Below are 26,390 nucleotides of genomic sequence, written 5' to 3'. Positions count from 1 at the left end.
ACTACCCGATGGCTGCCCTGTATGCAGCGCGAGTTTCCGCGGCACATCTCTCCCAGGTGTATTTCTTGAATTGCTTCATTCCGCGATCCACGAGCGCGGCCGAGACCTGACGGTCGTACACGACCGTTTGTATCGCTTCAGCCGCGGCTTCTATGTCGCGGGGCGAGAAGTACATCGCTGCGTCCTCCAGAATCTCTGGTATTGAGCTTTCCGAACTGGCGATCACGGGGCACTGCTGAGCCATCGCCTCCAGCGGAGGCAAGCCGAACCCCTCGTGTAGGGACGGATATATAAATGCCACGGCATGACGGTAGAACGCCGCCAAGGCTGCATCATCGCCAGAATATCGCGCCGCCGAGATGCCGGCTCGCTTGATCTCATCTCGCTCTTGTTCGCTGAAGGGCGGCCCTCCAAAGGCAACAACATCGAAAGAATCCCTTAAGATTTTGCGAGCACCGACCGCTTTCACGAGATTCGCGAAGTTCTTGTATCCACCTCTGTGCCCCACGTAGAGCAGGTAGGGGCGCTCGTGCGGGCGGTTCAGGGCGGTGGTGAAAAAAGGGCGAATTCCATGATGTACGACTGAAATTTTTTTGTCGTTTAAAGCAACTGCCTCCTGCAGTTCTCTCTTTGTATTGTGTGAAACACAGATCACGTGATCCGCTGAAAGGATGGCCTCTTTTTTCCACTGGACCGCGGGGTCCTGCCGTGACGTCATGTCGGGATATTTTTCCGGGATCATGTCGTGTACCGTTACCACGGTGGGGTGAGGTCTTCTTTTTCTTCTGGCGGGTCTGTAGTACGTGAGGTGAACGAGATCTGGTTTGAAATAAGGTATCAGCGCATCGCTGATGAAAGAGGCGAGAGGCGCAAAGCTTCTGGCAATGATCCCTGCTTGCCCTGGTAGGCCCACCCCGACGTTTCGTGCCGCGTTGCACTCCAAAAGGTGAAGGTTGCGGTGCAGGATGGAGGTGATCACTACGTCGTCGCCGGCGGCTACCAAGGCTGAACTCAGTTCGCAGAAATATCGAGATATGCCTCCGCGGTCTTGGAGGGAGAAAACCTGATTATCCAGGGCGATTTTCATGACCGATATTGTTCAAGCCGCCCGTGTATCGCGTGGCGAACATCCTCGCGGAACCAGGCTCCATACCCGATAAGCAGCGCAGCAACGTACGAGAGGATGCCTGCTGAAACAAGCCCTTCAGCGCCATAGTGCGAGGACAGTGCGATTTTTGTTGGTATTGCGAGGCCGATGAACAACGTGGCGGTAACGACCTGCTGCCTGATGATGTTCAGTCCGTTGAGCAGCATTGAGAGTGCGCTTCCACAGCATTCCAGAATGGTCCATGCCCCGAGTAATGCGAGCAATGGATATGTCGTGCGGACGCTCTGCGAGGTCCATAGATTTACCACATCTGGACCAATCACAAGACATACGATTGCCCCCGCAATGGCGAGTGTCAGCGTTGTGAGAATGCTGCGCTTGAACGTCTGGCGTATGAATTGATGGTCTTTTGCTGCGAGTGCGTCGGCATAGGCAGCCCAGAGAGGCGCATTGATGACTGAAATGGGTTGCGAGACCATCTGGAGCAGACGTGCCGTCACGCTGAATGCGGCCACGCTCGATGCGCCTGCCGCGGTAGCGAGTATGGCACTGTCAGCATTCCATCCGATGGTTGTAGCCAGCTGGAGGACGCAAAATAGAGCGCCCGAGCGAATGAGAATCGGTCCCTCCGATTTCACTGACGCAATCGCGTCTGAACCTGAGATCAGCCCTTCTCTCCAGAGCCAGCAAACCAGCGCGCCCGTCATCAGAGTAGCGGGAATCAATTGACACGCGATGAGGGTTGGCATGGTCGCCTGCTGTCCGATTGCCGTGTCCAGCGCAATGAGCGCAAGAAGTGAACCGACTGCGCTCGTGACGTGGACCAGGTAGGCGCGCTGCAGTCCGTGGAGCACTCGGCCTACGCCGTTACTGAACAGCGTCAGTGAGGATGCTGCTGCTAGCACCTGTGCAGCCTGTCGTATCTCCCTCTCGAAGGAGGCATCGCCGAGTTTCAGTACCGATGCCCAAGGGATGACGGTTGCCGCGCCGTAGAGGCCCGCACTGAGAGCCACCGAGACTGCGCCGAGGATCAGCAGCCCGCTACTGATGCTGTCTCGTGCGGCAGTTCTGCCCCCTGTGCGCAGGGAATGTGCAACTCGGTTCGTCATGGCGTTCCCAACGCCGATGTCCAGGAACGCAACCAGTGCGGGCAGGCCCACGAACGTAGCCCATACCCCGAACCGCTCGTGGCCCAGGTAAGGGGCGGTCCACTTGATTGACATCACCATCAGTGCCAAGCCGCTGACGCGGGACACGACCTCTGCGAGGATCGACCATAGCGCGAGTCGATAGCGCTCTGCCGCTCGCCCCGTGTCGGTAGACAGGTCGAACGGTTGCAGACGAAGGTGCTTTATTGCGGTCTTCAAGGGCATGCGTCACCGGTTGGCTGGCAGTCTCTTGTACAAACTTCAGCCATTGACTGTCGTCTCTCGCGGGTCTGCAAAAACAAGTGCGCGTAATAACAGATCAGCGGTCATGGTGTTGGCGACGGGCTTGGCGGAGAACAGTATCCCTCTCCGGTTTAGCGCGCCCCCTTCCTTTTGGAGCGATGCGACACTCTTCCTTTGCGCATCAGAAAGCTGAGCGTCAAAGGTGGCCCTGAAAGCGCTGATCTGCCGGTTCGCGATCTGTAGCCAGTTCGTCTTCACGAGGTAGCGGAGGATTCTTATGTATCGTAGTTTTCCTCCACTCATTCCGATCACGTTGGCGCTGTGTTGCCGGTACAGCGTCCTTGGCTCCTCGTCGAAAAGCACGGTGCCGAAGGCCGTCGCTACCACATAGAGCCACCAGTCATGGAAGCTGATTTGTGCATGCGAGGTTGTCCGAGTTGCCAAGTCTTTCAGGGGTTTCGTAACCGCCACGGTGCAACCGGTAGCGATGTTCTGAAGAAGCGCATGCCGCAAGTTGTCTGCGGGGCGGTGAAGGGGCGTGAGTCCGATAGGGCGTAACGAGGGGTCCGTCAGGGTCGCTCGCGCACAGTACAGTGCAACCTGCTCGTGGAAGGGGGCGAGAAACTGCCATGCCCTGTCAATCTTTCCCGGGAGCCAGACATCATCCTGATCTGCCAGAAGGTACAGATCTGCGTCGCTAGGAGCGTTCGCAAGCAACTCGAGAAAGCTCCGAGCGAATCCGATGTTCTCCCCGCACGAGATGCTGACTCGGTGGTCGCTGGCAGAACGAGCAATTGCTACCGTCGCATCCGACGAGCCGTCATCGCGGATGAGAAGACGTCCGTTCTCCGGCAACTGGACCAGGATCGACTCAATCTGTTGCGCTACATGACGTGAGCCGTTAAAGGTGGACATGAGGACGATGGGACGCATCATGGAGGCGCTGAATTGCAGGTTGCCTGGGGTAAGGCTGGCACAGACTGTGGGCCGTCAGAACGCTGCGTGCTGGCAATGTCCTCTCGCCACGGACGATCATGGTATGCGGTTTACAAGAGGGTGGACACAGTCCTGCGGTCCAGCGATGCGGTGGCGACGCTAAAATCCGGGATTGATCGTTCTTCATCCTGCCCACCCATGCCCAACGCCACCAAGAACTCCACCGCCATGGCCAACGCGATCCGCGTGCTGGCCATGGATGCCGTCCAGCAAGCCAACTCCGGTCACCCCGGGGCGCCGATGGGCATGGCCGACATGGCCGTGGCACTGTGGAGCCGGCACCTGCGCCACAGCCCGACGAACCCGCAATGGCTGGACCGTGACCGCTTCGTGCTGTCGAACGGCCATGCCTCGATGCTCATCTATGCGCTGCTGCACCTGAGCGGCTACGACCTGTCGGTCGATGACCTCAAGGCTTTCCGCCAGATGCACAGCAAGACGCCGGGCCACCCGGAAGTCGGCATCACTCCGGGCGTCGAAACGACCACCGGCCCGCTGGGGCAGGGCATCACCAACGCCGTGGGCTTCGCGCTGGCTGAGAAGCTGCTGGCTTCCGAGTTCAACCGCGAAGGCCACCGCATCGTCGACCACCACACCTATGTGTTCCTGGGTGATGGCTGCCTGATGGAAGGCATCAGCCACGAAGCCGTGGCCCTGGCCGGCGCCTGGAAGCTGAACAAGCTGATCGCGCTGTACGACGACAACGGCATCTCGATCGACGGGCAGGTCACGCCCTGGTTCATCGACAACACGCCCAAGCGTTTTGAGGCCTGTGGCTGGAATGTGGTCGGCCCCGTCGACGGCCATGACATCGACGCCGTCGACGCCGCCATCGAGCGCGCCAAGCTGAGCGGCGACAAGCCCACGCTGATCGTCTGCAAGACCCACATCGGCAAGGGCTCGCCCAACCGCGCCAACACGGCCAAGGCCCACGGCGAGCCGCTGGGTGGCGACGAGATCAAGCTGACCCGCGAGGCACTGAGCTGGGTTCACGAGCCCTTCATGCTGCCGGAAGAGGTGTACGCCGACTGGAACGCCAAGGCCGATGGTGAGTTGCTGGTCAACGACTGGAATGCCCGCTTCGACGCCTACAAGGCCGCCTTCCCCGAGCTGGCCGCCGAGTACGTGCGCCGCATGGCCGGCGAACTGCCCGCCAACTTCTCGGAGATCGCGGTGCAGGCCGTGGCCGCTGCCCACGACAAGGCCGAAACCGTGGCCAGCCGCAAGGCCAGCCAGCAGGCGCTGGAGCACTTCACCGCCGCGCTGCCCGAACTGCTGGGTGGTTCGGCCGACCTGACCGGCTCGAACCTGACCAACACCAAGAGCACGCCGCCTGTGCGCTTCGAGGACGACGGCTCGGTGGCCGTCACGGAGCTGGGCAAGCCTGGCCGCCACATCAACTACGGCGTGCGCGAGTTCGGCATGGCCGCCATCATGAACGGCGTGGCCCTGCACGGCGGCTTCATCCCCTACGGCGGCACTTTCCTGACCTTCAGCGACTACAGCCGCAACGCCATCCGCATGGCCGCGCTGATGAAGCAGCGCGTGATCCACGTGTTCACGCACGATTCGATCGGCCTGGGTGAAGACGGCCCGACCCACCAGTCGGTGGAGCACGCCGCCAGCCTGCGTCTGATCCCGGGGCTGGACGTCTGGCGTCCGGCCGACACCACGGAAACCGCCGTGGCCTGGTCGATCGCGCTGGCCAACAAGAACCGCCCGACCGCGCTGCTGCTGTCGCGCCAGAACCTGCCGTACGCACCCAAGGTCGACGCCGACGTCATCACCCAGGGCGCCTACATCCTGGCCGAGCCGTCAGAAGTGGGCCTGAAGAAGAAGCCGGTGGCCGTCATCATCGCCACCGGTTCGGAAGTGCAGCTGGCCCTGCATGCGCAGGCCGAGTTGGCCAAGCAGAAGATCCCCGTGCGCGTGGTGTCGATGCCGTCGACCACGGTATTCGACCGCCAGGACGTGGCCTACAAGAAGGCCGTGCTCCCGAACAAGCTCCCCCGCATTGCGGTGGAAGCCGGTGTGACGGACTTCTGGTGGAAGTATGGTGTGGATGCTGTCGTCGGCATCGACACCTACGGCGAATCGGCGCCGGCCGGCGTGCTGTTCAAGCACTTCGGCTTCACCACCGAGAACGTCGTGGCCACGGTCCGCAAGGTTCTGTCGATCAAGAAGTAAAAGGGCGCAGTCTGGTCATGGGGCTGCCCCGGCGGCCCTGTGTCGCGCCGGGCGCCTGACCCCATCACCCAGTTCATTCACTCTCTGAGGTAAGACCAACATGACGATCAAGATCGGTATCAACGGCTTCGGCCGCATCGGCCGCATGGTGTTCCGTGCTGCAGTCCAGAACTTCGCCAACGACATCGAGATCGTCGGCATCAACGACCTGCTGGAGCCCGACTACCTGGCTTACATGCTGAAGTACGACAGCGTGCACGGTCGCTTCAAGGGTGACGTGGCCGTCGACGGCAACAACCTGATCGTCAATGGCAAGAAGATCCGCCTGACCGCCGTGAAGAACCCGGCCGAGCTGGCCTGGAACGAAGTCGGCGCCGACATCGTGATCGAGTCGACCGGCCTGTTCCTGACCAAGGAAACCGCCGAAGCCCACATCAAGGCCGGTGCCAAGAAGGTCATCATGTCGGCCCCGTCGAAGGACGACACCCCGATGTTCGTCTACGGCGTGAACGACAAGACCTACGCCGGCCAGACCATCATCTCCAACGCCTCGTGCACCACCAACTGTCTGGCTCCTGTGGCCAAGGTGCTGAACGACACCTTCGGCATCAAGCGCGGCCTGATGACCACCGTGCACGCTGCCACCGCCACGCAGAAGACCGTGGACGGCCCGTCGAATAAAGACTGGCGCGGCGGCCGCGGTATCCTGGAAAACATCATCCCCTCGAGCACTGGCGCTGCCAAGGCCGTGGGCGTGGTGATCCCCGAGCTGAACAAGAAGCTGACCGGCATGGCCTTCCGCGTGCCCACCTCCGACGTGTCGGTGGTCGACCTGACCGTCGAGCTGAACAAGGAAGCTTCGTACGAAGACATCTGCAAGGCCATGAAGGCCGCCTCGGACGGCGCCATGAAGGGCGTGCTGGGCTACACGGAAGACAAGGTCGTGGCGACCGACTTCCGCGGTGAGCCGTGCACCTCGGTGTTCGACGCCGAAGCCGGTATCGCCCTGGACAAGACCTTCGTGAAGGTCGTGTCCTGGTACGACAACGAGTGGGGTTACTCGAACAAGTGCCTGGAAATGGCACGTGTGATCGCGAAGTAAGCAATCGCTCGCTCATGTGTCCAAAGGCCCCGAAAGGGGCCTTTTTCATGGGGCATCTGTCTCGATTTGTGCCCATGTGTTTCGACGGCCTGCCCCAGGGCGCAACCTACGGGGCACTGCGACATAATCGCGGCTTTTCGAATTTGGGGGCCGATGTGAGCAGGCTGTTGCGGTGGAGATCGCTGGGGGTGTCACGCGTTCGCGATGTGGCGCGTGCCATGCTTGTCGGGGCACTGGGATGGGCGGGGGCCACCGCATGGGGTGCTGCAGCAGTCGCGCCGGCCGATGCGGCGGGGGCTGCGGGGCTGGTGGTGAAGTTGCGGGAGCAGGGCGCGCCGGCCTCGGTGGTTCGGCTGGCGGCCACGCAGCGTACCGCGGAGCCGGATCGCCTTCAGGCCGCCCGACTGAGAGCCGTGGCGCAACGGCGGCAGGTGCCGCTGCTGGCACGCAGGGCGACGGCATTTGGCGCCCATGTGGTCAACCCCCAGCGCCTCATGACGCGCGCCGAAGCCGAGCGCGAGGCGGCGCGTTGGCGCGCGGACCCGGATGTCGAATGGGTCATCGTCAATGAACGCGTGACGGCCGCCGCCTTGCCGACGCCGCACACGGCGCCCGCGCTGGCCTCCCCATTGACCGACACGTTTGCCCTGCAGCAGTGGTGGATGGCAAGGCCCACGAGCGGCCTGGAGGGGGTGGCCAACGTCCGCGGAGCCTGGGATCAGCTTGCAGGGCGGGCGCTGTACCCGGTCGTGGTCGCCGTGCTGGACTCCGGCCGGCGTGATATTCCTGGCCTCGCGGGCCGCTGGTTCGCGGGCTACGACTTCGTCAGCGAGGCGGCGTACGCCAAAGACGGCGATGGCCTCGATCCGGACCCGCGAGACGAGGGTGACCAGCTGACGTCGCTCGAGATTGCGCGTGATCCGCCCCTGTATCCCGCGGAGGTCTGCAGCGCGCACGGGAGCACGTGGCACGGCCCCACCATCGCGGGCATGCTGGGCGCCATGCCGAAGGCACTGGACAGTGGAAACACCCTTGGCGTGGTGGGCATGCTGCCCCAGCTTGGACAGGGGCGAGCGGGTGGGCCGCTGGTGCTGCCGGTGCGGGTGAGCGGCAGCTGTGGGGCCTCGGTCATGGACGTGATCGAGGGGCTTCTGTGGGCAGCCGGCGTACGCTACCAGGGCGAGCCGCTCGTGAATCCGGCGCCGGCCCGTGTCATCAACCTGAGCTTTGGCGGGGATGGCACCTGCACGGGCGCCAACAGCGACCGCGATGCTGCGTGGCTGTACCGGCAGGCCATTGCCGCCGTGCGCAGCAAGGGGGCGCTGATCGTGGCCTCGGCGGGCAATGGCGATTTCGTGACGGGTGCGGGCGCTGCGAGCCGGCCCGCCAACTGCGCCGGCGTGCTGGCCGTGACGGGCCTGAGCAAGCGCGGCCTGAAGGCTCACTATGCCAACCAGACGACCAGTGGACTGGCCGTGGCTTCGGGAGAGCGGCGACCAGAGGACGTGGCGTATGCCGACTACCTGTTGCTGCCTGGGTATTCCGGTGAAGGTGGCAGTGCGAGGCCGAGCGCCGTCTATGCCGCCGGCACCAGTTTCGCCGCGCCCATGGCGGCCGGGGTGGCGGCCATGATGCTGGCGTTAGATCCGTCGATCACCGTCGATGAATTGCACGCGGTGTTGACCGATCCCGGGCCAACCGGCGGACTGCGGCCCCACGTGGCGACGGGCAGCGTGCCGGGGTTCTCTACCGTGTGTTCGGCTGGTCAGCCTCAGCAGAACTGTTATTGCGACACGACCACCTGCGGCAGCGGCGTGCTGGATGCCGAAAAAGCTGTGCTTTGGGCGGCAGGTCGGGTTGACGCCGTGGGGGCCCGAGAGGCGCCCGAGACCGCTGTCACCGCGAGTTGGTTCGTGCCGCCGCGTTTGCAGACCCCGCCGCCGCGCACGGGCGGATCAGGCGGTGGCTCGATGACGACCGGGTGGTCGCTGGCTTGGGCTGCCTTGCTGGCACTGGCCGCGAGCACCGGGCGGCGATCTCAGCGGCAGGCGGCGAAGCCGCGGTTCTGAGGAAGTGTGAGCGCGGCCAGCGCTTGCTGGTCGGGGCCCGATGCGCGTGGCACACGCACCACGAGCAGTTCGCTGGCGGGTCGCAGCGTCACGGTGCGGGCCGTGCGGATGCCGCGCAGCCGGATGCGCTCCAGCGCGGCTTCTGCGTCGGCCTGCGTGGTGTAGCGGCCCAGTGAGAGACCCGGAGCCAGGCTGGCGGGGGAGCGAACGGGCTCGAACGTGATGCCCCGAATGCGCCGCAGTTCGTCCTGCTTGCGCCCGAGCGCGTCATTGTCTGCGTACGGCCCCATGTAGACCATCCACAGCCCCTGCACCGTGACGGTGTCGATCTGCCGTGCTGTGGTTGGCAGCACCGGCCGCAGCAGCGCTTCGAGTTGGGTGCGCTGGGTGGCAGGGAAGGGGCCGGCCTCCAAACAGCGGATGGCGTCGGCTTCGCTGGCCGACGCCACAACGGCCGACGCCGGTTCGCTGGCCGGTGAGACCGCCGGTGCGCTGCGGGGCGCTTCGGCGGGTTCGGGCGTCACCACGATCAGCTGGCTGGCTGCCTTTTGCTGCGTCAGACGCTGGGGCTCGCGCTGCCCATCGGGCCGGATGCCGACAACCTCATTCAGCCAGCCCTGCGTCCACGCGAAGAAGGCGGCGTTGACAAGCAGCAGGATCAGCACCAGGGAGCGCAGCATGGGGTGGAGGTGTCAGGAGGCGTGAGGGCGGACTGTGACGTCGCCGCTGGACCACGCGCGAAGTCCGGCGTCAGTATGCACGAGCAAGGCCCCGTGCCCATCCACGCCGGTGGCGATGCCGGAGGCGTGCGGTGCGTCGGCGAGCGGATCGGCGCCGGGGCGTGTCCACAAGGCCACAGGCTGGCCGGCCAGCACGTCACGCTCGGCATAGGCGGCCTGCAGTGATGCAAAGCCATGCCGGACGAAGGCCCGCACGCCTTGCAGCAGCGCGGGGGCCACGGCCGTCCAGGCCTCACCCGCGGTCGGTCGTGCGGAGGCGGGCAGGCCCTCGGCCACGCAGGCGGTGCCGGGCAGCACGGCAGCCCGCACATTCAGGCCCACGCCGATCACGAGCCAACGGTACCCGTGTGGCAGATGGGCCCCGCTGCGCGCTTCGATCAGGATGCCCCCGAGCTTGCGGCCTTCCAGCCACAGGTCGTTCGGCCACTTGAGGCCCAGCGGCTGCGGTGCACCGAGGCCCGTGGATCGCGCGCGTTCCGCACGCAGTGCGTCGAGCGCTTCGGCCACCGCCAGACCGACGGCAAGCGACAGGGCGCTGCCGCCGCCCGGAATCGCGTCCAGCGCCACGGGGAGCCCGAGCGAGAAAGCCAGGCTGTCACCCGCGCGGGCGGCCCACTGCCGGCCCTGTCGGCCCCGCCCGGCGGTCTGGCTGGCCGCAGTCAGCAGAACGGGGCCGGGCTCCGCCTCGTCGGCGCGGGCCATGAGGGTGGTGTTGGTGGACGCCAGCTCGGGCTGCACCTCGACCGACAGGCCGGGCCAATCGGCCTGGCACGCCATCCAGATCTGTTCGGCGGCCGCATTCAGGTCCGTCACGGCGGCGTCCAGCCCAGCCTGATCGGTTTCGGTCATGCGTCAGCGGCGGCGCTTGGGCGCCAGCATCGTGCCCCGGCACGCGGGGCTGCCGCACCAGCAGGCGTACTCCTTCTTCAGCTTGGCCGTCATGCGGGCATTGATGATCAGGCCGTAGTCGAAGAAGAGCTCTTCACCGGGTTCGATGTCGCGCAAGGCGTTCAGGAAGACCCGGTTGCCGACCTGCTCTGCTTCGAGGTTGGGCGCACACGAATGGTTGATCCACTTGGCCGAGTTGCCCTGGTACTTGCCGTCGATGACATGGCCGTCGTCAAGGTGGAAGTAGAAGGTGTGATTGGGCTGCTCGGGATCATGGGGATGGCGATCGAGGGCCTCTTCCCAAGTGATGATCTCGCCCTTGTACTCGAGGACCCGCTCGCCTGCCCTGAGGGGCCGCACCGCGAACACCCCCTTGCCGTGGACGCCGGAGTCCCGGACCTGGGTGCGACGGCTGGCCGTGGCCCGTGCGCTGCTGGGGGCCGTGCGGGCGGCAGGGTGGGGCTTGGTGGCGGCTTGCGTCATCGGCCTTTTTGGTTACATTGAATTGGTGGGCGCGCGCGTGCGTGTGTGCACGTGTACGTACGTGTGCACGTGCGCGCGAGGCCCGATTGTAAGAACGGAACCCTGCCTCCAACGTCGAGGCTGAGTGAAGATATAAACACGCCCATGAGCAAAGCCCTGGTCATTGCAGAGAAGCCGTCGGTCGCACAGGACATCGTGCGGGCGCTGACGCCCGTGGACGGCAAGTTCGAGAAGCACGACGAATACTTCGAGTCCGAGCACTATGTCGTCAGCTCGGCCGTGGGTCACCTGGTCGAGATCAAGGCGCCGGAAGAGTTCGACGTCAAGCGCGGCAAGTGGAGCTTCGCCAACCTGCCGGTCATCCCGCCGCATTTCGATCTGAACCCGATCGACAAGAGCAAGGGGCGCCTGAACGCCCTGGTCAAGCTCATCAAGCGCAAGGACGTCACCACGTTGATCAACGCCTGTGACGCGGGGCGCGAGGGTGAGCTGATCTTCCGCCTGATCGTGCAGTACGCGCAGGACAGCACGGCCACCACCAAGGCCAAGGGCCTGGGCAAGGACGTCAAGCGCCTGTGGCTGCAGAGCATGACGCCGGCCGCCATCCGCGACGGCTTCGAAGCCCTGCGCACCGACGAGCAGATGACCCCGCTGGCCAGCGCCGCGCGTTGCCGCTCGGAGGCCGACTGGCTGGTGGGCATCAACGGCACGCGGGCGATGACGGCGTTCAACTCGCGCGATGGCGGCTTCTTCCTGACCACCGTGGGCCGCGTGCAGACGCCGACGCTGTCCATCGTGGTCGAGCGCGAAGAGAAGATCCGCAAGCACGTCTACCGCGATTACTGGGAAATCAAGGGCACGTTCGACGCGGCCGCCGGCACTTACGACGGCAAGTGGTTCAACCCGGACTTCAAGAAGGACAAGGCGGCAGCCGAGGGTTCGGCCGAGGCCGAGTTCCGCGCCGACCGCGTCTGGAGCGCCGCCGAGGCGCAGGCCATTGCCGATGCCGTGCGCGGCCAGACCGGCACGGTGACGGAAGAGGCCAAGCCAAGCAGCCAGTCGAGCCCGTTGCTGTACGACTTGACCACGCTGCAGCGCGAGGCCAACTCGCGTTTCGGCTTCAGCGCCAAGACCACGCTGGGCCTGGCGCAGGCGCTGTATGAAAAGCACAAGGTGCTGACCTACCCGCGTACCGATTCGCGCGCGCTGCCGGAAGACTATGTGAGCGTGGTCCAGCAGACGATGGGCATGATCGCCGACGAGGACCTGCCCGGCCCGCTGCGCGAGCTGGCCCAGCACGCCCGCAAGGCGGTCAACGACGGCTACATCAAGCCCAACAAGCGCGTGTTCGACAACGCCAAGGTGTCGGACCACTTCGCCATCATCCCGACGATGCAGACGCCCAAGAGCCTGACCGAGGCCGAGGCCAAGCTGTACGACATGGTGGTCAAGCGCTTCATCGCGGTGTTCTACCCGGCGGCCGAGTTCATGGTCACCACCCGCATCACGAAGATTCCGGCGGCCGGCAAGACGCACCACTTCCAGACCAACGGCAAGGTGCTGGTCAAACCAGGCTGGCTGGCCGTGTACGGCAAGGAAGCCGCGGAAGAGGGCGACGACACCACGCTGGTGGCCGTGCAGCCGGGCGAGGCCGTGCGCAACGAAGACGTCGTCGTCAATGCCCTGAAGACCAAACCGCCCGCCCGCTACTCGGAAGCGACGCTGCTGAGCGCCATGGAAGGCGCGGGCAAGCTGATCGACGACGAGGAGCTGAAGGCTGCGATGCAGGAGAAGGGCCTCGGTACGCCGGCCACGCGCGCCGCCATCATCGAAGGCCTGCTGACCGAGAAGTACATGATCCGCGAGGGCCGGGAGCTGATCCCTACCGCGAAGGCCTTCCAGCTGATGACGCTGCTGCGCGGCCTGGGCGTGGAAGACCTGACCAAGCCCGAGCTGACCGGCAACTGGGAGCACAAGCTCTCGGAGATGGAGCGCGGGCGCCTGAGCCGCGAGGCCTTCATGGCCGAGATCGCGAGCATGACGCAGCGCGTGGTGCAGAAGGCCAAGGAATACGACCGCGACACCATCCCGGGCGACTACGCCACGCTGAGCACGCCGTGCCCGAACTGCGGCGGCGTCGTGAAGGAGAACTACCGCCGCTTCACCTGCACCGGCAAGGGTGGCGGTGATGCCGAAGGCCAGACTGGTTGCGGCTTCAGCATGACCAAGATCCCGGCGGGCCGCAGCTTCGAGCTGCACGAGGTGGAGCAGCTGCTGCGCGAGCACAAGCTGGGCCCGCTGGAAGGCTTCCGCTCGAAGGCGGGCTGGCCCTTCACCGCCGAGCTCAAGCTCGTCAAGGACGCCGAGCTCAACAACTGGAAGATGGAGTTCGACTTCGGCGAAGACGCGAAGAAGGAAGAGGAGTCGGGCGAGGCCGTGGACTTCAGCAACGCCACCACGCTGGGCGCCTGTCCGAAGTGCGGCGGCAGCGTCTACGAGCACGGCACCAACTACGTGTGTGAAAACACCCTGGGCGCAGCCAAGGGCAAGTGCGACTTCAAGAGCGGCAAGGTCATCCTGCAGCAACCCATCACGCCGGAGCAGTTCGGCAAGCTGCTGGAAACCGGCAAGACCGACCTGCTCGAGAACTTCGTGTCGAACAAGACGCGGCGCAAGTTCAAGGCCTTCCTGAGCTGGGATGCCAAGGCCGGAAAGGTCGGCTTCGAGTTCGAGCCGCGTGCGCCGCGTGCAGCGGCCAAGAAGGCTCCGGCCCGCAAGGCTGCCTGAGTGGCGCGCGCCACACATCGCCCGGCGTAGCGAGCGCGCGGTGCGATGTGTGGCAAGGTCACCGGCGCGTCGCTGTGCTAGCGTTGAATGATTCAACGGAGAGCACCGATGCGCATGACTTTCTACGGGGCGAACGCCACCGTCACCGGTTCCAAGACGCTGGTTGAAGTGGGCGGCCTCAGGCTGCTGGTGGACTGCGGCCTGTTCCAGGGTTTCAAGACGCTGCGCGAGCGCAACTGGGCCGGCTTCCCGTTCGACCCGGCCAGCCTGGACGCCGTGCTGCTGACGCACGCGCACATCGACCACAGCGGCATGCTGCCCGCGCTGTACCGCGATGGCTTCAAGGGCCCGGTGTGGACGACGGCTGCCACGGCCGATCTGGCCGAAATCCTCATGCAGGACACGGCCCACCTGCAGGAAGAGGAAGCGCGCTACCGCAATCGCCACGCGGCGACGAAGCATTCGCCGGCCAAGCCGCTCTACACCGTGCGCGATGCGAAGAAGGCCATCCAGCACCTGAAGCGGGTCGATGCCCATGCGGTGGTGGCGCTCGAGGGTGGCGTGAAGGTGCGCTTCACGCCGGCCGGACACATCCTGGGCGCGAGCAGCATCGCCATCGAGCACAAGGGCAAGTCGGTGCTGTTCTCCGGCGACCTGGGGCGTGATGACGACCTGGTGATGCTGCCGCCGGCCAACGGCCAGATGGCCGACTGGGTGGTGGTCGAGTCAACCTATGGCGATCGACTGCATGCCGACGTCGATGCCATCGAGGTGCTCGGCGATGTGATCCGGCGTACCGCGGCGCGCGGCGGCACGGTCATCATCCCGGCCTTTGCCGTGGGGCGAACACAGAGTCTGCTGTATTCGCTCTACCGCCTGCGCGAGGCCGGCGCGATCCCGAAGTTGCCGGTCGTGCTCGACAGCCCGATGGCCATCTCGGCCACGGAGCTCTACCGCCGTCACATGGACCAGCACCGCCTGACGCCGGAAGAGTGTCAGGGCATCCAGGAGATGACGCGCTTCGTGCGCGACGTTGCCGAATCGCAGGCGCTGATGCGGCAGCGCTATCCCATGGTGATCATTGCCGGCAGCGGCATGCTGACGGGCGGCCGGGCGCTCCACCACATCTCGCACTTCGGGCCGCAGCCGCGCAATGCCATCGTGCTGAGCGGTTTCCAGGCGGGTGGCACCCGGGGGGCCTCGCTGGTGGCGGGCGCCACCTCGCTCAAGATCTTCGGTGAGTACGTGCCCATCCGTGCCGAGGTCACGCAGATCGAAGGGCTGTCGGCCCATGCCGACCAGCGCGGCCTGCTGAAGTGGCTGAAGCACCTGGGCAAGGAGCCGAAGCACGTGTACGTGGTGCATGGCGAGGCGACTGCCGCCGACACCTTGCGCCTGCGCATCGAGGAAGAACTCGGCTGGGCAGCGAGCGTGCCGGACTACCGGGACACGGCCGAGCTGGTGCGCGTGCGCGCGGCAAAAGCCCCAGCGGCCCGGTCCTGACGCCGAGGGTGTAAGGTTCGCGGCGTCCCCGTCGTGGAGCCTGCCATGTCCTTCATCCGCACCCGTCACCACCGACTGCATCCTGACAGCGGCTTCGTGCTGCCCGAGCGGGAGGTCACGCCACAGGCCATCTACGCCGACCGGCGCCGTCTGTTGCAGGGTCTGGCCGGTGTGGCGGGCGTTGCGGTGGGTGGTGCCGCGCTGGCGCAGGGCCCCGCATCGGCTGTGAAGCGGCCCGGCAAGGCGGCGGCCCTGCCGGCTGCGCGCAGCGCCGTGCCGGGTGCGCTCGTGATGGACAAGGCCACCTCGTACGAGGACATCACCAGCTACAACAACTTCTACGAGTTCGGCACCGACAAGGGCGATCCGGCCGAGCATGCGCACACGCTTAGGCCCCGGCCGTGGTCGGTGCTGGTGGATGGCGAGGTCGGCAAGCCGCAGCGGTTGGCGCTGGAAGACCTGATGCGCACGGCCCCGATGGAAGAGCGCATCTACCGCCTGCGCTGTGTCGAGGGCTGGTCCATGGTGATCCCATGGATCGGGTTTTCGCTCTCGGCACTGGCCGGGCGCGTCGAGCCCACCAGCCGCGCCAAGTTTGTGTCGTTCTACACCCTGGCCGATGCGAAGCAGATGCCGGGCGTGCAGTCGCGCGTGCTCGACTGGCCCTATGTGGAATGCCTGCGCATCGACGAGGCCATGCATCCGCTCACGCTGCTGGCTTTCGGCCTGTACGGCGAGGTGCTGCCCAATCAGAATGGCGCGCCCGTGCGGCTGGTCGTGCCCTGGAAGTACGGCTTCAAGAGCGCCAAGTCCATCGTGCGGATTCAGTTCACCGAGAAGCCGGTCACGCCCAGCTGGGTCAAGGCCAACCCGCAGGAGTACGGCTTCTACTCGAACGTGAACCCCAGGGTGGACCACCCGCGCTGGAGCCAGGCCACCGAGCGACGCATCGGCGAAGGGGGGCTGTTCGCCCCCCGCAAGCCTACGCTGATGTTCAACGGCTATGAGGCCCAGGTGGGGCAGTTGTATGCTGGCCTGGACCTCAAGAAGAACTACTGAACTGCCTGTCTGCCCATGTCTGTCATGCCTGCGCCCCCGCTGTCCTTTCTGAACGCCTGGCTGGTTCGCCCCTGGATGAAGCCCTTGCTGTGGGCCGTGTGTGCGGTGCCCGCCATCGCGCTGCTGGTGGGCGCCATGGTCGGCTCGCTGGGGGCCAACCCGGCCGAGAAACTGATCCGCGAGACGGGCGAATGGGCCCTGCGCTGGCTGTGGCTGACGCTGGCCATCACACCCCTGCGTGAGCTGGCCTCGCTGCCCGCCCTGGTGCGCTTCCGGCGCACGCTGGGCGTCACGACATTCGTCTACGCGGTGCTGCATCTGCTGTCCTATGCCGGCTTCGACAAGGGCTGGGCGCTGGACGACATCGTGCGCGACGTCTTCAAGCGCAACTTCATCCTGGTCGGCATGCTGGCCTTTGTCGTGATGCTGCCGCTGGCGCTGACCTCGTTCAATGCCGCCGTGCGGGCGCTGGGCGGGCGGCGCTGGCAGTGGCTGCATCGGCTGACCTACGTGGTGGCCATGCTGGGCCTGCTGCACTTCTACCTTAAGAAGGCCGCCAAGAACGACACCGATGAGGTTCTGGTCTACGCCGTCATCCTGGCCGTGCTGTTCGGCTGGCGCGTGATGCGCCGCGGGGGCATCCTGGCGATGTGGCGTGTGCGCTGAGCGCGCGGCCGTGGCCGGAGCCCGCTGTCGCGGCCGGCGCTTGCCGTGACAATGCCCGCATGGGGTCCTTGCTGTCGCTGCTGTTGCCGTTCTTTGCGCTGGTGCTGATCGGCTGGGTGGCCGCGCGCAAGGGCCTGCTGCCGGTCGAGGGCATCGGCGCCCTGATGGTCTTCGTGCTGTACTTTGCGCTGTCGGCCTTGCTGTTCCGACTGGGGGCAGGTGGGCGTCTGCAGGCGGGGCCGGTGTGGGGGCTGCTGGCCGTGTACGCGTTGTCGAGCGCGGTGGTGACCGTGGCGGGGCTGGTCTGGTCCGTGCGCTACGGAATGAACCGGCGGGATGCCGGCATGGCGGCCCTGGTGGCGGCCTTTCCCAACACCGGTTTTCTCGGGCTGCCGCTGCTCACCGGCCTGCTCGGCCCGGGTGCCGCGGGCCCGGTGGCGGCGACGCTGCTGGTCGACGTCATCCTGACCTGCTCGTGCTGCGTGGCCTGGATCCACGCCGGTGCGGAAGGCGGCGGCGACGCCCTGGCCTCCTTGCGTGCTTCTTTGCGCGGTGCGCTGCGCAATCCGTTGCTTCAGGCCATGGCGGCCGGCATCACGTGCGGGGCCCTGGGCTGGGTGGTGCCCACGCCGGTGGACGACACGTTGCGCCTGCTGGGGCAGGCCGCCACCCCGGCGGCCTTGTTCACCCTCGGGGCCATCGTGGCGCGGGCGCAGATGCCGGCGAGGGCCCAGCCGAGTGCACGGGCACCCCGCCTGAGCGGGCTCCTGATCCCGGTGAGCCTGAAGTTGGCCGTGCACCCGGCGCTGGTGTGGGGCATGGGGCGGGCGCTGCAGGCCATGGGCCATCCCCTGTCCGAGATGGGGCTTGTGGCGGTCACCCTGGCCGCAGCGCTGCCCGCCGCGGCCAATGTGTCGATGCTGGCCGAGCGCGAAGGCGCCGACACCGGCTTGATCGCCCGGATCATTCTCTGGACCACGGCCGGGTCCGTGCTGACCCTGCTCGGATGGTGTGCCGTGCTGGGGGTGAAGCAGGCCGTATAACGTGAAGGGGTGCTCGAAGAGAGCCCGATTTGGGTGGCGCAAGGGCGTTTATGATCTTTTAACAGGCTGTTTCGGATCCCTTGCCCCTCGAGACCCGCATGCTGCAGTCCCCCGCCTCCGACGCCCTCGCGCAATTGGTTCACTGCGCCCCGCCCATCGTGCACGATGGCCAGCGGCTGGCGGTGTTGCGTGCACTGGCTCTGCTTGACACGCCCCCCGAGGCGACTTTCGATGCCCTGACCCGTCTCGCTGTCACCGTGACGGGCTGTCCGATCGGGGCGATTGGCCTGGTGGATGCGCGGCGCACGTGGTTCAAGGCAGCAGTGGGGCTGCCGCAAGGCGGCGAGTCTCACAACGACTTCTCGTTCTGTGCCCGGGCCATTGCGTCCGAGCGCGTGTTCGAGGTGCACGATGCCCACGCTGACCCGCACTTTGTGCACAACCCGCTGGTGATCGGGCCGCCGCACGTGCGCTTCTATGCCGGGGTGCCGCTGCTGTGCGAGGGCCAGCCCGTGGGCACCCTCTGTGTGGTGGACAACCGCCCGCACCGGCTGCGGGCCGATCAGCTCGCAGCCATGGAAGACCTCGGGCAGCTGGCGATGCAGGCGCTGCAGATGCGCCTGGGACAGGCTCGGAACACCGGTTGATGTCGGGAGGCCGATTTCCTGTCGTGCTGGTGGGGCTGGACGCGCAGGAGGCGCTGGCCAGCTTCGGGCCCGACGCGGGCGCGCGTCTGCAGGTGACCGGCCAGGTCAGCCAGATCGAGCAGGTTCTGCCCGTGCTGCCCGAAGGCCGCGCGGACCTGGTGCTGGTCGAGCAGCCGCTGCTGGTCGATCCCGGCGCCTCAGCGGTGATGCAGGCCATCCAGGATGCCTGGCACACGCCGGTCGTGCTCCTGGTCGATGGCACGGCCGTGTCGCCGCTGGACCGGGCGCCCGGTCCCTGTGCGATCTCGCCGGTGTCGGTGGCCGATGCGGGCGGCGGTGGGGCCCACCTCGCGGTCATGACGATCCAGATCGAGCGCCACGCCTTCTTGCGGGACACCCTGCCCGCCGAGGTCGCGGCGGCCGTGCCGGGCGTCGTCCTGGCGTTGCTGCGGCAGTGCCTGCCGGCTTCGGCCGGCATGGTGGCCTCGCACGACGGGGGCGGTGGCTGGGTGCTGGCATGGCAGGCAGGCGGGGATGCGGTGCTGCAAGCCCAGGCGCTGCTGGACGCGCTGCAATGCCCGGTGAGTGTCGCTCGTCACCACAGCGTCCGACTCGAGCCCCGCGCTGGCCTGGCCATCGGGCAGGCCGCCTTCGCGCGCATCGACAGCCTGCTCAATCCGGCGCTCGGCGCCATGGCGTACACGCACGGGCGCGGGCCGCTCGCGGTGCACATGCCCGCCCTGGCTCAGCGCCATGCTGCACAGCGTGCGGCGGCCGAGGCCCTGGCGCGCGAACTGGCGCAGCCCCGCAGCTTGAGCCTGGTCTACCAGCCCGTGATGTCGCTGGATGAGGACGGCATGGTGGTGGCGTTGGACGCCCAGCTGCGCTGGCCCACCGAGGGCGCCGAGGTGCTGACCGCCACGCGCTGGGCCCATGTGGCGGAAGAGGCCGGCCTGCGCGACGCACTGGACGCCTGGGTGCTGCGTGAGGCATGCGGGTTCGCGGCCGCGCTCCGACGGGGCGGGCAGGGCGTGCCGGTGTCGGTGCCGATCCGGAACTCGCAGCTCATGTCGTCTGCCTTCGTCGACCTGGTGGCTCATGCATTGAGCGAGAGCGCCTTGCCATCCGACGAGCTGGAGCTGGTCTTTCATGAATCGGCCATGCTGGTGATGCAGGATCACCGCGAGGTGGTCAGCGGCCTGCATGCGCTCGGGGTGCGGCTGGTGCTGGACGACATGGGCGCGGCCTTGTCGTCGATCCCGATGCTGTCGCTGCCGTCCATCCATGGCGTGCGGGTGGACGCGACGCTGGTGCAGGCGATGGAGCATGACCGGGCCTGCGCGCGCATCGTGAATGCGATGGTGACCCTGTCGCACAACCTGGGCCTGGCGGTGGTGGCCAAGGGGGTCGGGTCGCCTGGCCAGATCGAGGTGCTCCAAGCGGGTGGCTGCCTGCTCGGTCAGGGCGACTGGCTGGCGCCGGCCCTGCCGCCCGCGCAGGTGTCGGCCTGGTTGCGTCAATCGGCCGGCGCGTTGCGTGCCGACCGCCTGCACTGACCCGGGCGAGGCAGGCGAGGCGGGTCACACGGCTGCCGTCACCGCTGCAGCACACCCTTGAGCGCCAACCCCGTGTGCGAGCGGCTGGCCACGACCTGATCCGGCGTGCCGAGTGCCGCCACCTTCCCGCCCCCGGAGCCGCCCTCCGGGCCCATGTCGACGATCCAGTCGGCCTCGGCGATGACGTCGAGGTCGTGCTCGATCACCACCACGCTGTGGCCGCCGTCGACCAGGCGGTGCAGCACCTTGATGAGCCGCTCCACGTCGGCCATGTGCAGGCCCACCGTCGGTTCATCCAGCACGTACAGCGTGTGCGGGGCCTTCTGGCCGCGGCGGGTGATGTCGTCGCGCACCTTGCTTAGCTCGGTCACCAGCTTGATGCGCTGCGCCTCGCCGCCCGACAGCGTCGGTGAGGGCTGACCCAGCGTGAGGTAGCCCAGGCCCACGTCCTGCAGCAGCTTCAGCGGGTGCGCGATCGACGGCATCGAGGCGAAGAACTCGACCGCCTCGTCCACCTCCATCTTCAACACATCGCCGATGTGCTTGCCGCGCCAGGTGGCCGCCAGCGTTTCGGGGTTGAAGCGCATGCCGTTGCAGGTGTCGCAGTGCACCTTCACGTCGGGCAGGAAGGCCATTTCGATGGTGCGGATGCCCTGGCCTTCGCAATCGGGGCAGCGGCCTTCGCCGGTGTTGAAGCTGAAGCGACCCGGGCCCCAGCCGCGCGCGCGCGCTTCCAGCGTGTCGGCAAACAGCTTGCGGATCGTGTCCCAGAAGCCGATGTAGGTGGCCGGGCATGAGCGTGGCGTCTTGCCGATCGGCGTCTGGTCGACTTCGAGCACGCGGTCGACGAGGCCCCAGCCGTCGATGCCTTCGCACCCATGCCACGTGGGCCGGGTGGTGGCGCGGGCCTTGGGTGCAATGGCGACGGCGGCCTGCACGTTAGCCAGCAACACGTCGCGCGCCAGGGTGGACTTGCCCGAGCCCGACACGCCGGTGACGGCCACCAGGCGGTGCAACGGCACCTCCACCGTGACCTGGTCGAGGTTGTGCAGCCGGGCCTTCTTCACCGTCAGCAGCGGGGTGTCGGCCGCGATGGCACGGCGCGGCAGGGGCTGGCCTTCTTCATCGCGCCGCAACGGGTGCACCATCGGTGCCCGCAGGCAGCGGCCCGTGACTGAATCGGCCGAGGCCATGATGTCGGCCACCGTGCCCTGGGCCACCACCGTGCCGCCGCGCACGCCGGCGCCCGGGCCGATGTCGATGACGTGCTCGGCACGGCGGATGGTGTCCTCGTCGTGTTCGACGACAACCAGGGTGTTGCCTTCCTTGCCCAGCGTGTGCAGGGCATCGAGCAGCAGCTGGTTGTCGCGCGGGTGCAGGCCGATGGTCGGCTCGTCCAGCACGTAGCACACGCCCTGCAGGTTGCTGCCCAGTTGCGCCGCCAGGCGGATGCGTTGGGCCTCGCCGCCCGAGAGCGTGGGCGCGGCGCGGTCCAGGCTGAGGTAGCCCAGGCCCACCTGCTCCATGAAGGCCAGGCGCGACTTGATCTCGCTGACGATGTCACGCGCGATCGTGGCCTCGCGGCCATCAAGCTTGAGCTTCTCGGCCCACTTGCGCGCGTCCTTCACGGCCAGCGCCGACACATCGGCAATCGAGTCGCCGCGCAGTTGCACCGCGCGCGCCACCGCGTTCAGGCGCGCACCGTGGCAGGTGCCGCATTCGACGTCTTCCACGTCCTCGACCTCGGGCTCGGCAAAGGTCTGTTCGCGGCCGCGGTTGTCGTCCTGTTGCGAGTCATCCAGCGCCAGGCGCTGCTCGCGCGTCAGCGCCAGCCCGGTGCCCACGCAATCGGGGCACCAGCCATGCTTGCTGTTGTAGCTGAACAGGCGCGGGTCGAGCTCGGGGAAGCTGGTGCCGCAGCTCGGGCAGGCGCGCTGCGTGGAGAACACCTTCACGCGGCCCATGTGCAGCGTCGATTTGCCCGTGGCCAGCGCATCGGCCAGGCCATCGAGCCCGGTGATCAGGTGCACCACGCCCTTGCCGTGTTCCAGCGCGCTGGCCAGCAACTCGCGCAGGCGGCCTTCGTTCTCGGGCGTGACGACGACGTCGCCCACCGGCAGTTCGATGGTGTGCTCGCGGTAGCGGTCGATCTTCGGGCCCTTGGCCGTGCCCCAGCCCGCGACGGGCAGGAACTCGCCATCGACCCGCAGGTGCGTGAAGCCCTTGCCGGCGGCCCACTTGGCCAGCTCGGTGTAGATACCCTTGCGGTTGACGACCAGCGGCGCCATCAGGCCGATGTGCTGGCCGCGGTGATCCCGCACCCATTGGGCGGCGATGGCCTCGGGGGTCTGCGGCAGCACCGGGATGGGATGGCCGTTGGCGTCGACACAGCAGGGGCAGTGCTGCACGCCGAGCTTGACGTACAGCAGGCGCAGGAAGTGGTGCACCTCGGTGGTGGTGCCCACGGTGGACTTGCGCCCGCCGCGCGACAGGCGCTGCTCGATGGCCACGGTGGGCGGGATGCCGTAGACCGCATCGACCTCGGGCCGGCCGGCCGGTTGCACCAGCGAGCGCGCGTAGGCGTTGAGGGATTCCAGGTAGCGGCGCTGGCCTTCGTTGAACAGGATGTCGAAGGCGAGCGTCGACTTGCCCGAGCCCGACACGCCCGTGACCACGTTGAACTTGCCACGCGGGATGTGCACGCTCAGGCCCTTGAGGTTGTGCTCGTGGGCGTTGACGACCTCGATGGCATCGTGGCCCGGGGCCTTGGCGGCCGCCGCACGGCGTTGTTCGCGGCGGGCCTTGATGAGGGCTTGCAGCGAGACGCCGTCGTCGCTGGCGGCCAGCGCGTAGGTGGGCGTGGCTTCGGCGGCGAGCAGGGCGGTGCTGTCGTTGGCCGCGGGCACCATGACGCGGTTGGGCGCGGCTGGGGTCGCTGCGGTCTCGCCGGCCGGCGCCGGCTTGCCGCGCCCCTTCGCCTTGGTGGGGGCGGTGGGTTTTGAAGGCTCATCGGATGAGCCTGTTTCGTCCTTCAGGCCCAGCGCCTGTTCATACTCACGCAGCGCCACGGCGGTGTGGGTGCGGCCCAGCTTCAGCCTTTCCGGCGCGCCCGTGGCCACGATCTGCCCGCCGGCATCGCCGCCTTCGGGGCCCAGCTCGATCAGCCAGTCGCAGGCCCGGATCACGTCCAGGTTGTGCTCGATCAGGATGATGCTGTTGCGGGCGTCCAGCAGCTTACCGAAGGCGCGCATCAGCTTGGCGATGTCGTCGAAGTGCAGGCCGGTGGTCGGCTCGTCGAACAGAAAGAGGGTGCCCTTGCGCGCGGTGCGCTGGCCGCTCTTGCTCATCTGCGCGGCGGCTTCCACCAGGTGGCCGGCCAGCTTCAGGCGCTGTGCCTCACCGCCCGACAGCGTCGGCACCGGCTGCCCCAGCTTCACGTAGTCCAGGCCCACATCGGCCAGCGGCTGCAGCGCACGCACCACGTCCACATCCTGCGCGAACAGGCGCACGGCCTCGGCCACGGTCAGTTCCAGCACGTCCGAGATGCTGAGCTTCTTGTTCAGTCGCTCGATCTGCACCTCGCGCACCTCGGCGCGGAAGCGGGTTCCGTCGCAATCCGGGCAGCGCAGGTACACGTCGCTCAGGAACTGCATTTCGACGTGCTCGAAGCCAGAGCCGCCGCAGGTCGGGCAGCGGCCATTGCCCGCGTTGAAGCTGAAGGTGCCGGCGGTGTACGAGCGCTCGCGGGACAGCGGCGTGGTCGCGAACAGCGTGCGCACGGCATCGAAGGCGCCCACATAGCTGGCCGGGTTCGAGCGCGCCGTCTTGCCAATGGGCGATTGATCGACAAAGCTCACCCCACTGAGCCAGTCGGCCCCCAACAGGTCATCGTGCTCGCCCGGGCTCTCGGTGGCCTGGCCGAAGTGACGCAGCAGCGCGGGGTGCAGGATGTCCTGGATCAGCGAGGACTTGCCCGAACCGCTCACGCCGGTGACGCCCACCAGCCGCTGCAGCGGGAAGTCGACGTTCAGGTTCTTCAGGTTGTGCTCGCGGGCGCCCTGCAGGATCAGCTTCGGCGTGTTCTCCTCCACCGGGCGGCGCTTGCCGATGCCGATGGTGCGACGCGCACCGAGGTAAGCACCGGTCAGCGTTTCGGCGCGCTTGAGCTCATCCGGTGAGCCATCGAACACGATCCGCCCACCCTGGTGGCCCGGACCGGGGCCCATGTCGATCACGCGGTCGGCGGCCAGCATCACGGCGGGGTCGTGCTCGACCACCACCAGCGTGTTGCCGGCATCGACCAGGCGCTGCATGGCCAGGTTGATGCGGTCCATGTCGCGCGGGTGCAGGCCGATCGAGGGCTCGTCGAGCACGAAGAGGGTGTTGACCAGCGAGGTGCCCAGCGCCGTGGTCAGGTTGATGCGCTGCACCTCGCCGCCCGAGAGCGTGCGGCTTTGCCGATCGAGCGTGAGGTAGCCCAGGCCCACATCGACCAGGTACTTCAGGCGCGTGCGGATCTCGTCGAGCAGCAGGGCCAGGGCCTCGTTGTCGCCCCGGTTGGCCAGCGTCACGAAGCTGAAGAAGCGCTGCAGCTGGTCAATCGGCAGCAGCATCAGGTCGTGCAGGTTCAGGCCGGGCAGGGCTTCGAAGGCCTCGCGCTGCAGCGGCAGCCCCTTGGGGCTGAAACGCTTGCCGGGCAGCAGCACCGCGTCGGCATCGGCCCTCGAGCCCAGGCGCCACAGCAGCGATTCCAGCTGCAGGCGCGCGCCCTCGCAGGTGGGGCAGGGCGTGTAGCTTCGGTACTTCGACAAGAGCACGCGGATGTGCATCTTGTAGGCCTTGCTTTCCAGGTACTCGAAGAAGCGGCGGATGCCATACCACTGCTTGTTCCAGTTGCCCTTCCAGTCCGGGTCGCCTTCCAGCACCCAGTGCTTGTGCTCGGCGCTCATCTGCGACCAGGCCGTGTCGCGCGGCACGCCGGCATCGCCCGCGTACTTGATGAGGTCGTTCTGGCACTCGGCCCAGGCGGGCGTCTGCAGCGGCTTGATCGCGCCGCCCCGCAGCGTCTTCTTCGCATCCGGGATGACGAGGCCCCAGTCCACGCCGATGACGCGGCCGAAACCCCGGCAGGTGGGGCAGGCGCCTGCGGCTGAGTTGAACGAAAACATGCCCGGCTGCGGCGTGCTGTAGCGGCGGTGGCTGTCCGGGCAGTGCAGGCCGGCCGAGAAGCGCCACAGCTCAGGCTCGTCGTCGGTCAATGCATAGACGGTGATGTGGCCGCTGCCGCGCTTGAAGGCCACTTCCAGCGCCTCCATCACGCGGGGACGGTCGAGGTCGGCCCCGCTCGGGTCGGCGCCGATGCGGAAGCGGTCGACCACCACGTCGAGCACCAGGCGCTCGTCGGACCCGGGCGCGTCGGCTTCACTTTTGGCGGTCTTCTTCGCCGCCGCTTTCTTGGCCGCCGGCTTTTTCTTCGGGGCATCGGCGTCATCCAGTGCGGCCGTGGCACGCGCCTGGCCCGCCACCAATGCTGCTGACGGCAGGCTGCTGGCCTTCACCACCCGCTGGGCCTGCACCCGCGAGAAACCGCTGGCCGACAGCCACTCCTCCATCTGCTCGGTGCTGGTGTTGGCCGGCAGTTCGGCCGCGAAGGTCACGACCACGCGCCGGCCGCCCTCGGTGGCGCTGCAACGACGCAGCAGTTCGTCGAACACCGATTGCGGCGTGTCTTCGCGCACCAGCTGGCCCGTGTCCTGGTCGAACAACTGCGCTCCCCGGGCGAACAGCAACTTCAGGTGGTCGTTCAGCTCCGTCATCGTGCCCACGGTCGAGCGGGAGGTCCGCACCGGGTTGGTCTGGTCGATGGCAATGGCCGGCGGCACCCCTTCCACCCGGTCCACGGCAGGGCGGTCCATGCGGTCGAGGAACTGCCGCGCGTAGGCGCTGAAGGTCTCCACGTACCGGCGCTGCCCCTCGGCATAGAGCGTGTCGAACACCAGCGACGACTTGCCGGAACCGCTGGGCCCGGTCACGACCGTCAGCTCACCCGTGCGGATGTCGAGGTCGAGGTTCTTGAGGTTGTGCTGGCGGGCACCGCGGATGCGGATATCAGACATGGTGTGGGCCTGTTGGCTGGGGGGCGCAAACATTCTAGGGACCTCTCCC

General features: G+C 66.9%; 17 protein-coding genes. 10 read left to right on the top strand and 7 right to left on the bottom strand.

Going from position 1 to position 26,390, the window contains the following annotated elements; all coding sequences use genetic code 11:
* Position 1 precedes the first annotated feature (1 nt).
* From Q0Z44_RS08240 to Q0Z44_RS08230, 3 genes are read right to left on the bottom strand one after another with little or no spacing between them, the layout of a single operon-like run.
* The gene (locus Q0Z44_RS08240; protein ID WP_298011693.1) at positions 2-1,087 is read right to left on the bottom strand and encodes a glycosyltransferase family 1 protein; all 1,086 of its coding nucleotides are present in this window, start codon (positions 1,085-1,087) and stop codon (positions 2-4) included.
* On the bottom strand, positions 1,084-2,481 hold the full coding sequence (locus tag Q0Z44_RS08235; RefSeq protein ID WP_298011692.1) for a lipopolysaccharide biosynthesis protein: 1,398 nt from the start codon (positions 2,479-2,481) through the stop codon (positions 1,084-1,086). The genes Q0Z44_RS08240 and Q0Z44_RS08235 overlap by 4 nt, the downstream gene beginning before the upstream one ends.
* A 36-nt stretch (positions 2,482-2,517) precedes the next feature.
* Entirely contained in the window at positions 2,518-3,414 is an 897-nt protein-coding gene (locus tag Q0Z44_RS08230; protein WP_298011691.1) for a glycosyltransferase family 2 protein, read from the bottom strand.
* Positions 3,415-3,633: 219 nt separating this feature from the next.
* Here Q0Z44_RS08230 and tkt point away from each other — a divergent pair, with 219 nt between their 5' ends.
* The 3 genes from tkt to Q0Z44_RS08215 all read left to right on the top strand — a co-directional run bounded on the left by tkt (position 3,634) and on the right by Q0Z44_RS08215 (position 8,853).
* Positions 3,634-5,682, top strand: a complete 2,049-nt coding sequence (gene tkt, locus Q0Z44_RS08225) for a transketolase (RefSeq protein ID WP_298011689.1) — start codon at positions 3,634-3,636, stop codon at positions 5,680-5,682.
* Positions 5,683-5,782: 100 nt separating this feature from the next.
* Entirely contained in the window at positions 5,783-6,784 is a 1,002-nt protein-coding gene (gene gap, locus Q0Z44_RS08220) for a type I glyceraldehyde-3-phosphate dehydrogenase (RefSeq protein WP_298011688.1), read from the top strand.
* Positions 6,785-6,972: 188 nt separating this feature from the next.
* Positions 6,973-8,853 (top strand): S8 family serine peptidase, encoded by a 1,881-nt coding sequence (locus tag Q0Z44_RS08215; RefSeq protein ID WP_298011687.1) that lies wholly within the window; start codon positions 6,973-6,975, stop codon positions 8,851-8,853.
* On the opposite strand, the gene Q0Z44_RS08210 is transcribed toward Q0Z44_RS08215, so the two are convergent.
* From Q0Z44_RS08210 to Q0Z44_RS08200, 3 genes are read right to left on the bottom strand one after another with little or no spacing between them, the layout of a single operon-like run.
* Positions 8,823-9,533: an SPOR domain-containing protein gene (locus Q0Z44_RS08210; RefSeq protein ID WP_298011686.1), complete on the bottom strand. Its 711-nt coding sequence runs from the start codon at positions 9,531-9,533 to the stop codon at positions 8,823-8,825. The genes Q0Z44_RS08215 and Q0Z44_RS08210 overlap by 31 nt on opposite strands.
* 12 nt (positions 9,534-9,545) lie before the next feature.
* Positions 9,546-10,442 (bottom strand): biotin--[acetyl-CoA-carboxylase] ligase, encoded by an 897-nt coding sequence (locus tag Q0Z44_RS08205; RefSeq protein WP_298011685.1) that lies wholly within the window; start codon positions 10,440-10,442, stop codon positions 9,546-9,548.
* Positions 10,443-10,445: 3 nt separating this feature from the next.
* Positions 10,446-10,964 (bottom strand): SET domain-containing protein, encoded by a 519-nt coding sequence (locus tag Q0Z44_RS08200; protein ID WP_298011684.1) that lies wholly within the window; start codon positions 10,962-10,964, stop codon positions 10,446-10,448.
* Between the two features lie 144 nt (positions 10,965-11,108).
* Between Q0Z44_RS08200 and Q0Z44_RS08195 the strand changes: the two genes are divergently transcribed.
* From Q0Z44_RS08195 to Q0Z44_RS08165, 7 genes are all read left to right on the top strand, one after another.
* On the top strand, positions 11,109-13,751 hold the full coding sequence (locus Q0Z44_RS08195; RefSeq protein ID WP_298011683.1) for a DNA topoisomerase III: 2,643 nt from the start codon (positions 11,109-11,111) through the stop codon (positions 13,749-13,751).
* 108 nt (positions 13,752-13,859) lie between these two features.
* Positions 13,860-15,254: an MBL fold metallo-hydrolase gene (locus Q0Z44_RS08190; protein WP_298011682.1), complete on the top strand. Its 1,395-nt coding sequence runs from the start codon at positions 13,860-13,862 to the stop codon at positions 15,252-15,254.
* Between the two features lie 45 nt (positions 15,255-15,299).
* Entirely contained in the window at positions 15,300-16,313 is a 1,014-nt protein-coding gene (gene msrP / locus Q0Z44_RS08185; protein ID WP_298011681.1) for a protein-methionine-sulfoxide reductase catalytic subunit MsrP, read from the top strand.
* A gap of 24 nt (positions 16,314-16,337) precedes the next feature.
* The gene (locus Q0Z44_RS08180; protein WP_298011680.1) at positions 16,338-16,979 is read left to right on the top strand and encodes a protein-methionine-sulfoxide reductase heme-binding subunit MsrQ; all 642 of its coding nucleotides are present in this window, start codon (positions 16,338-16,340) and stop codon (positions 16,977-16,979) included.
* Between the two features lie 59 nt (positions 16,980-17,038).
* On the top strand, positions 17,039-18,022 hold the full coding sequence (locus tag Q0Z44_RS08175) for an AEC family transporter (RefSeq protein WP_298011678.1): 984 nt from the start codon (positions 17,039-17,041) through the stop codon (positions 18,020-18,022).
* A 98-nt stretch (positions 18,023-18,120) separates the two neighbouring features.
* Positions 18,121-18,669, top strand: a complete 549-nt coding sequence (locus Q0Z44_RS08170; RefSeq protein WP_298011676.1) for a GAF domain-containing protein — start codon at positions 18,121-18,123, stop codon at positions 18,667-18,669.
* On the top strand, positions 18,669-20,225 hold the full coding sequence (locus tag Q0Z44_RS08165) for an EAL domain-containing protein (RefSeq protein ID WP_298011675.1): 1,557 nt from the start codon (positions 18,669-18,671) through the stop codon (positions 20,223-20,225). The genes Q0Z44_RS08170 and Q0Z44_RS08165 overlap by 1 nt, the downstream gene beginning before the upstream one ends.
* 38 nt (positions 20,226-20,263) lie before the next feature.
* Here the strand turns inward: Q0Z44_RS08165 and Q0Z44_RS08160 are convergent, their stop codons facing one another.
* Positions 20,264-26,341: an excinuclease ABC subunit UvrA gene (locus Q0Z44_RS08160; protein ID WP_298011674.1), complete on the bottom strand. Its 6,078-nt coding sequence runs from the start codon at positions 26,339-26,341 to the stop codon at positions 20,264-20,266.
* Positions 26,342-26,390: the final 49 nt, after the last annotated feature.

The sequence above is a fragment of the uncultured Aquabacterium sp. genome (assembly GCF_947366995.1).
Classification (GTDB): Bacteria; Pseudomonadota; Gammaproteobacteria; order Burkholderiales; family Burkholderiaceae_C; genus Aquabacterium.
The sequence above is the reverse complement of the archived record's forward strand: the minus strand, read 5'-3'. Positions and strand labels throughout refer to the sequence as shown.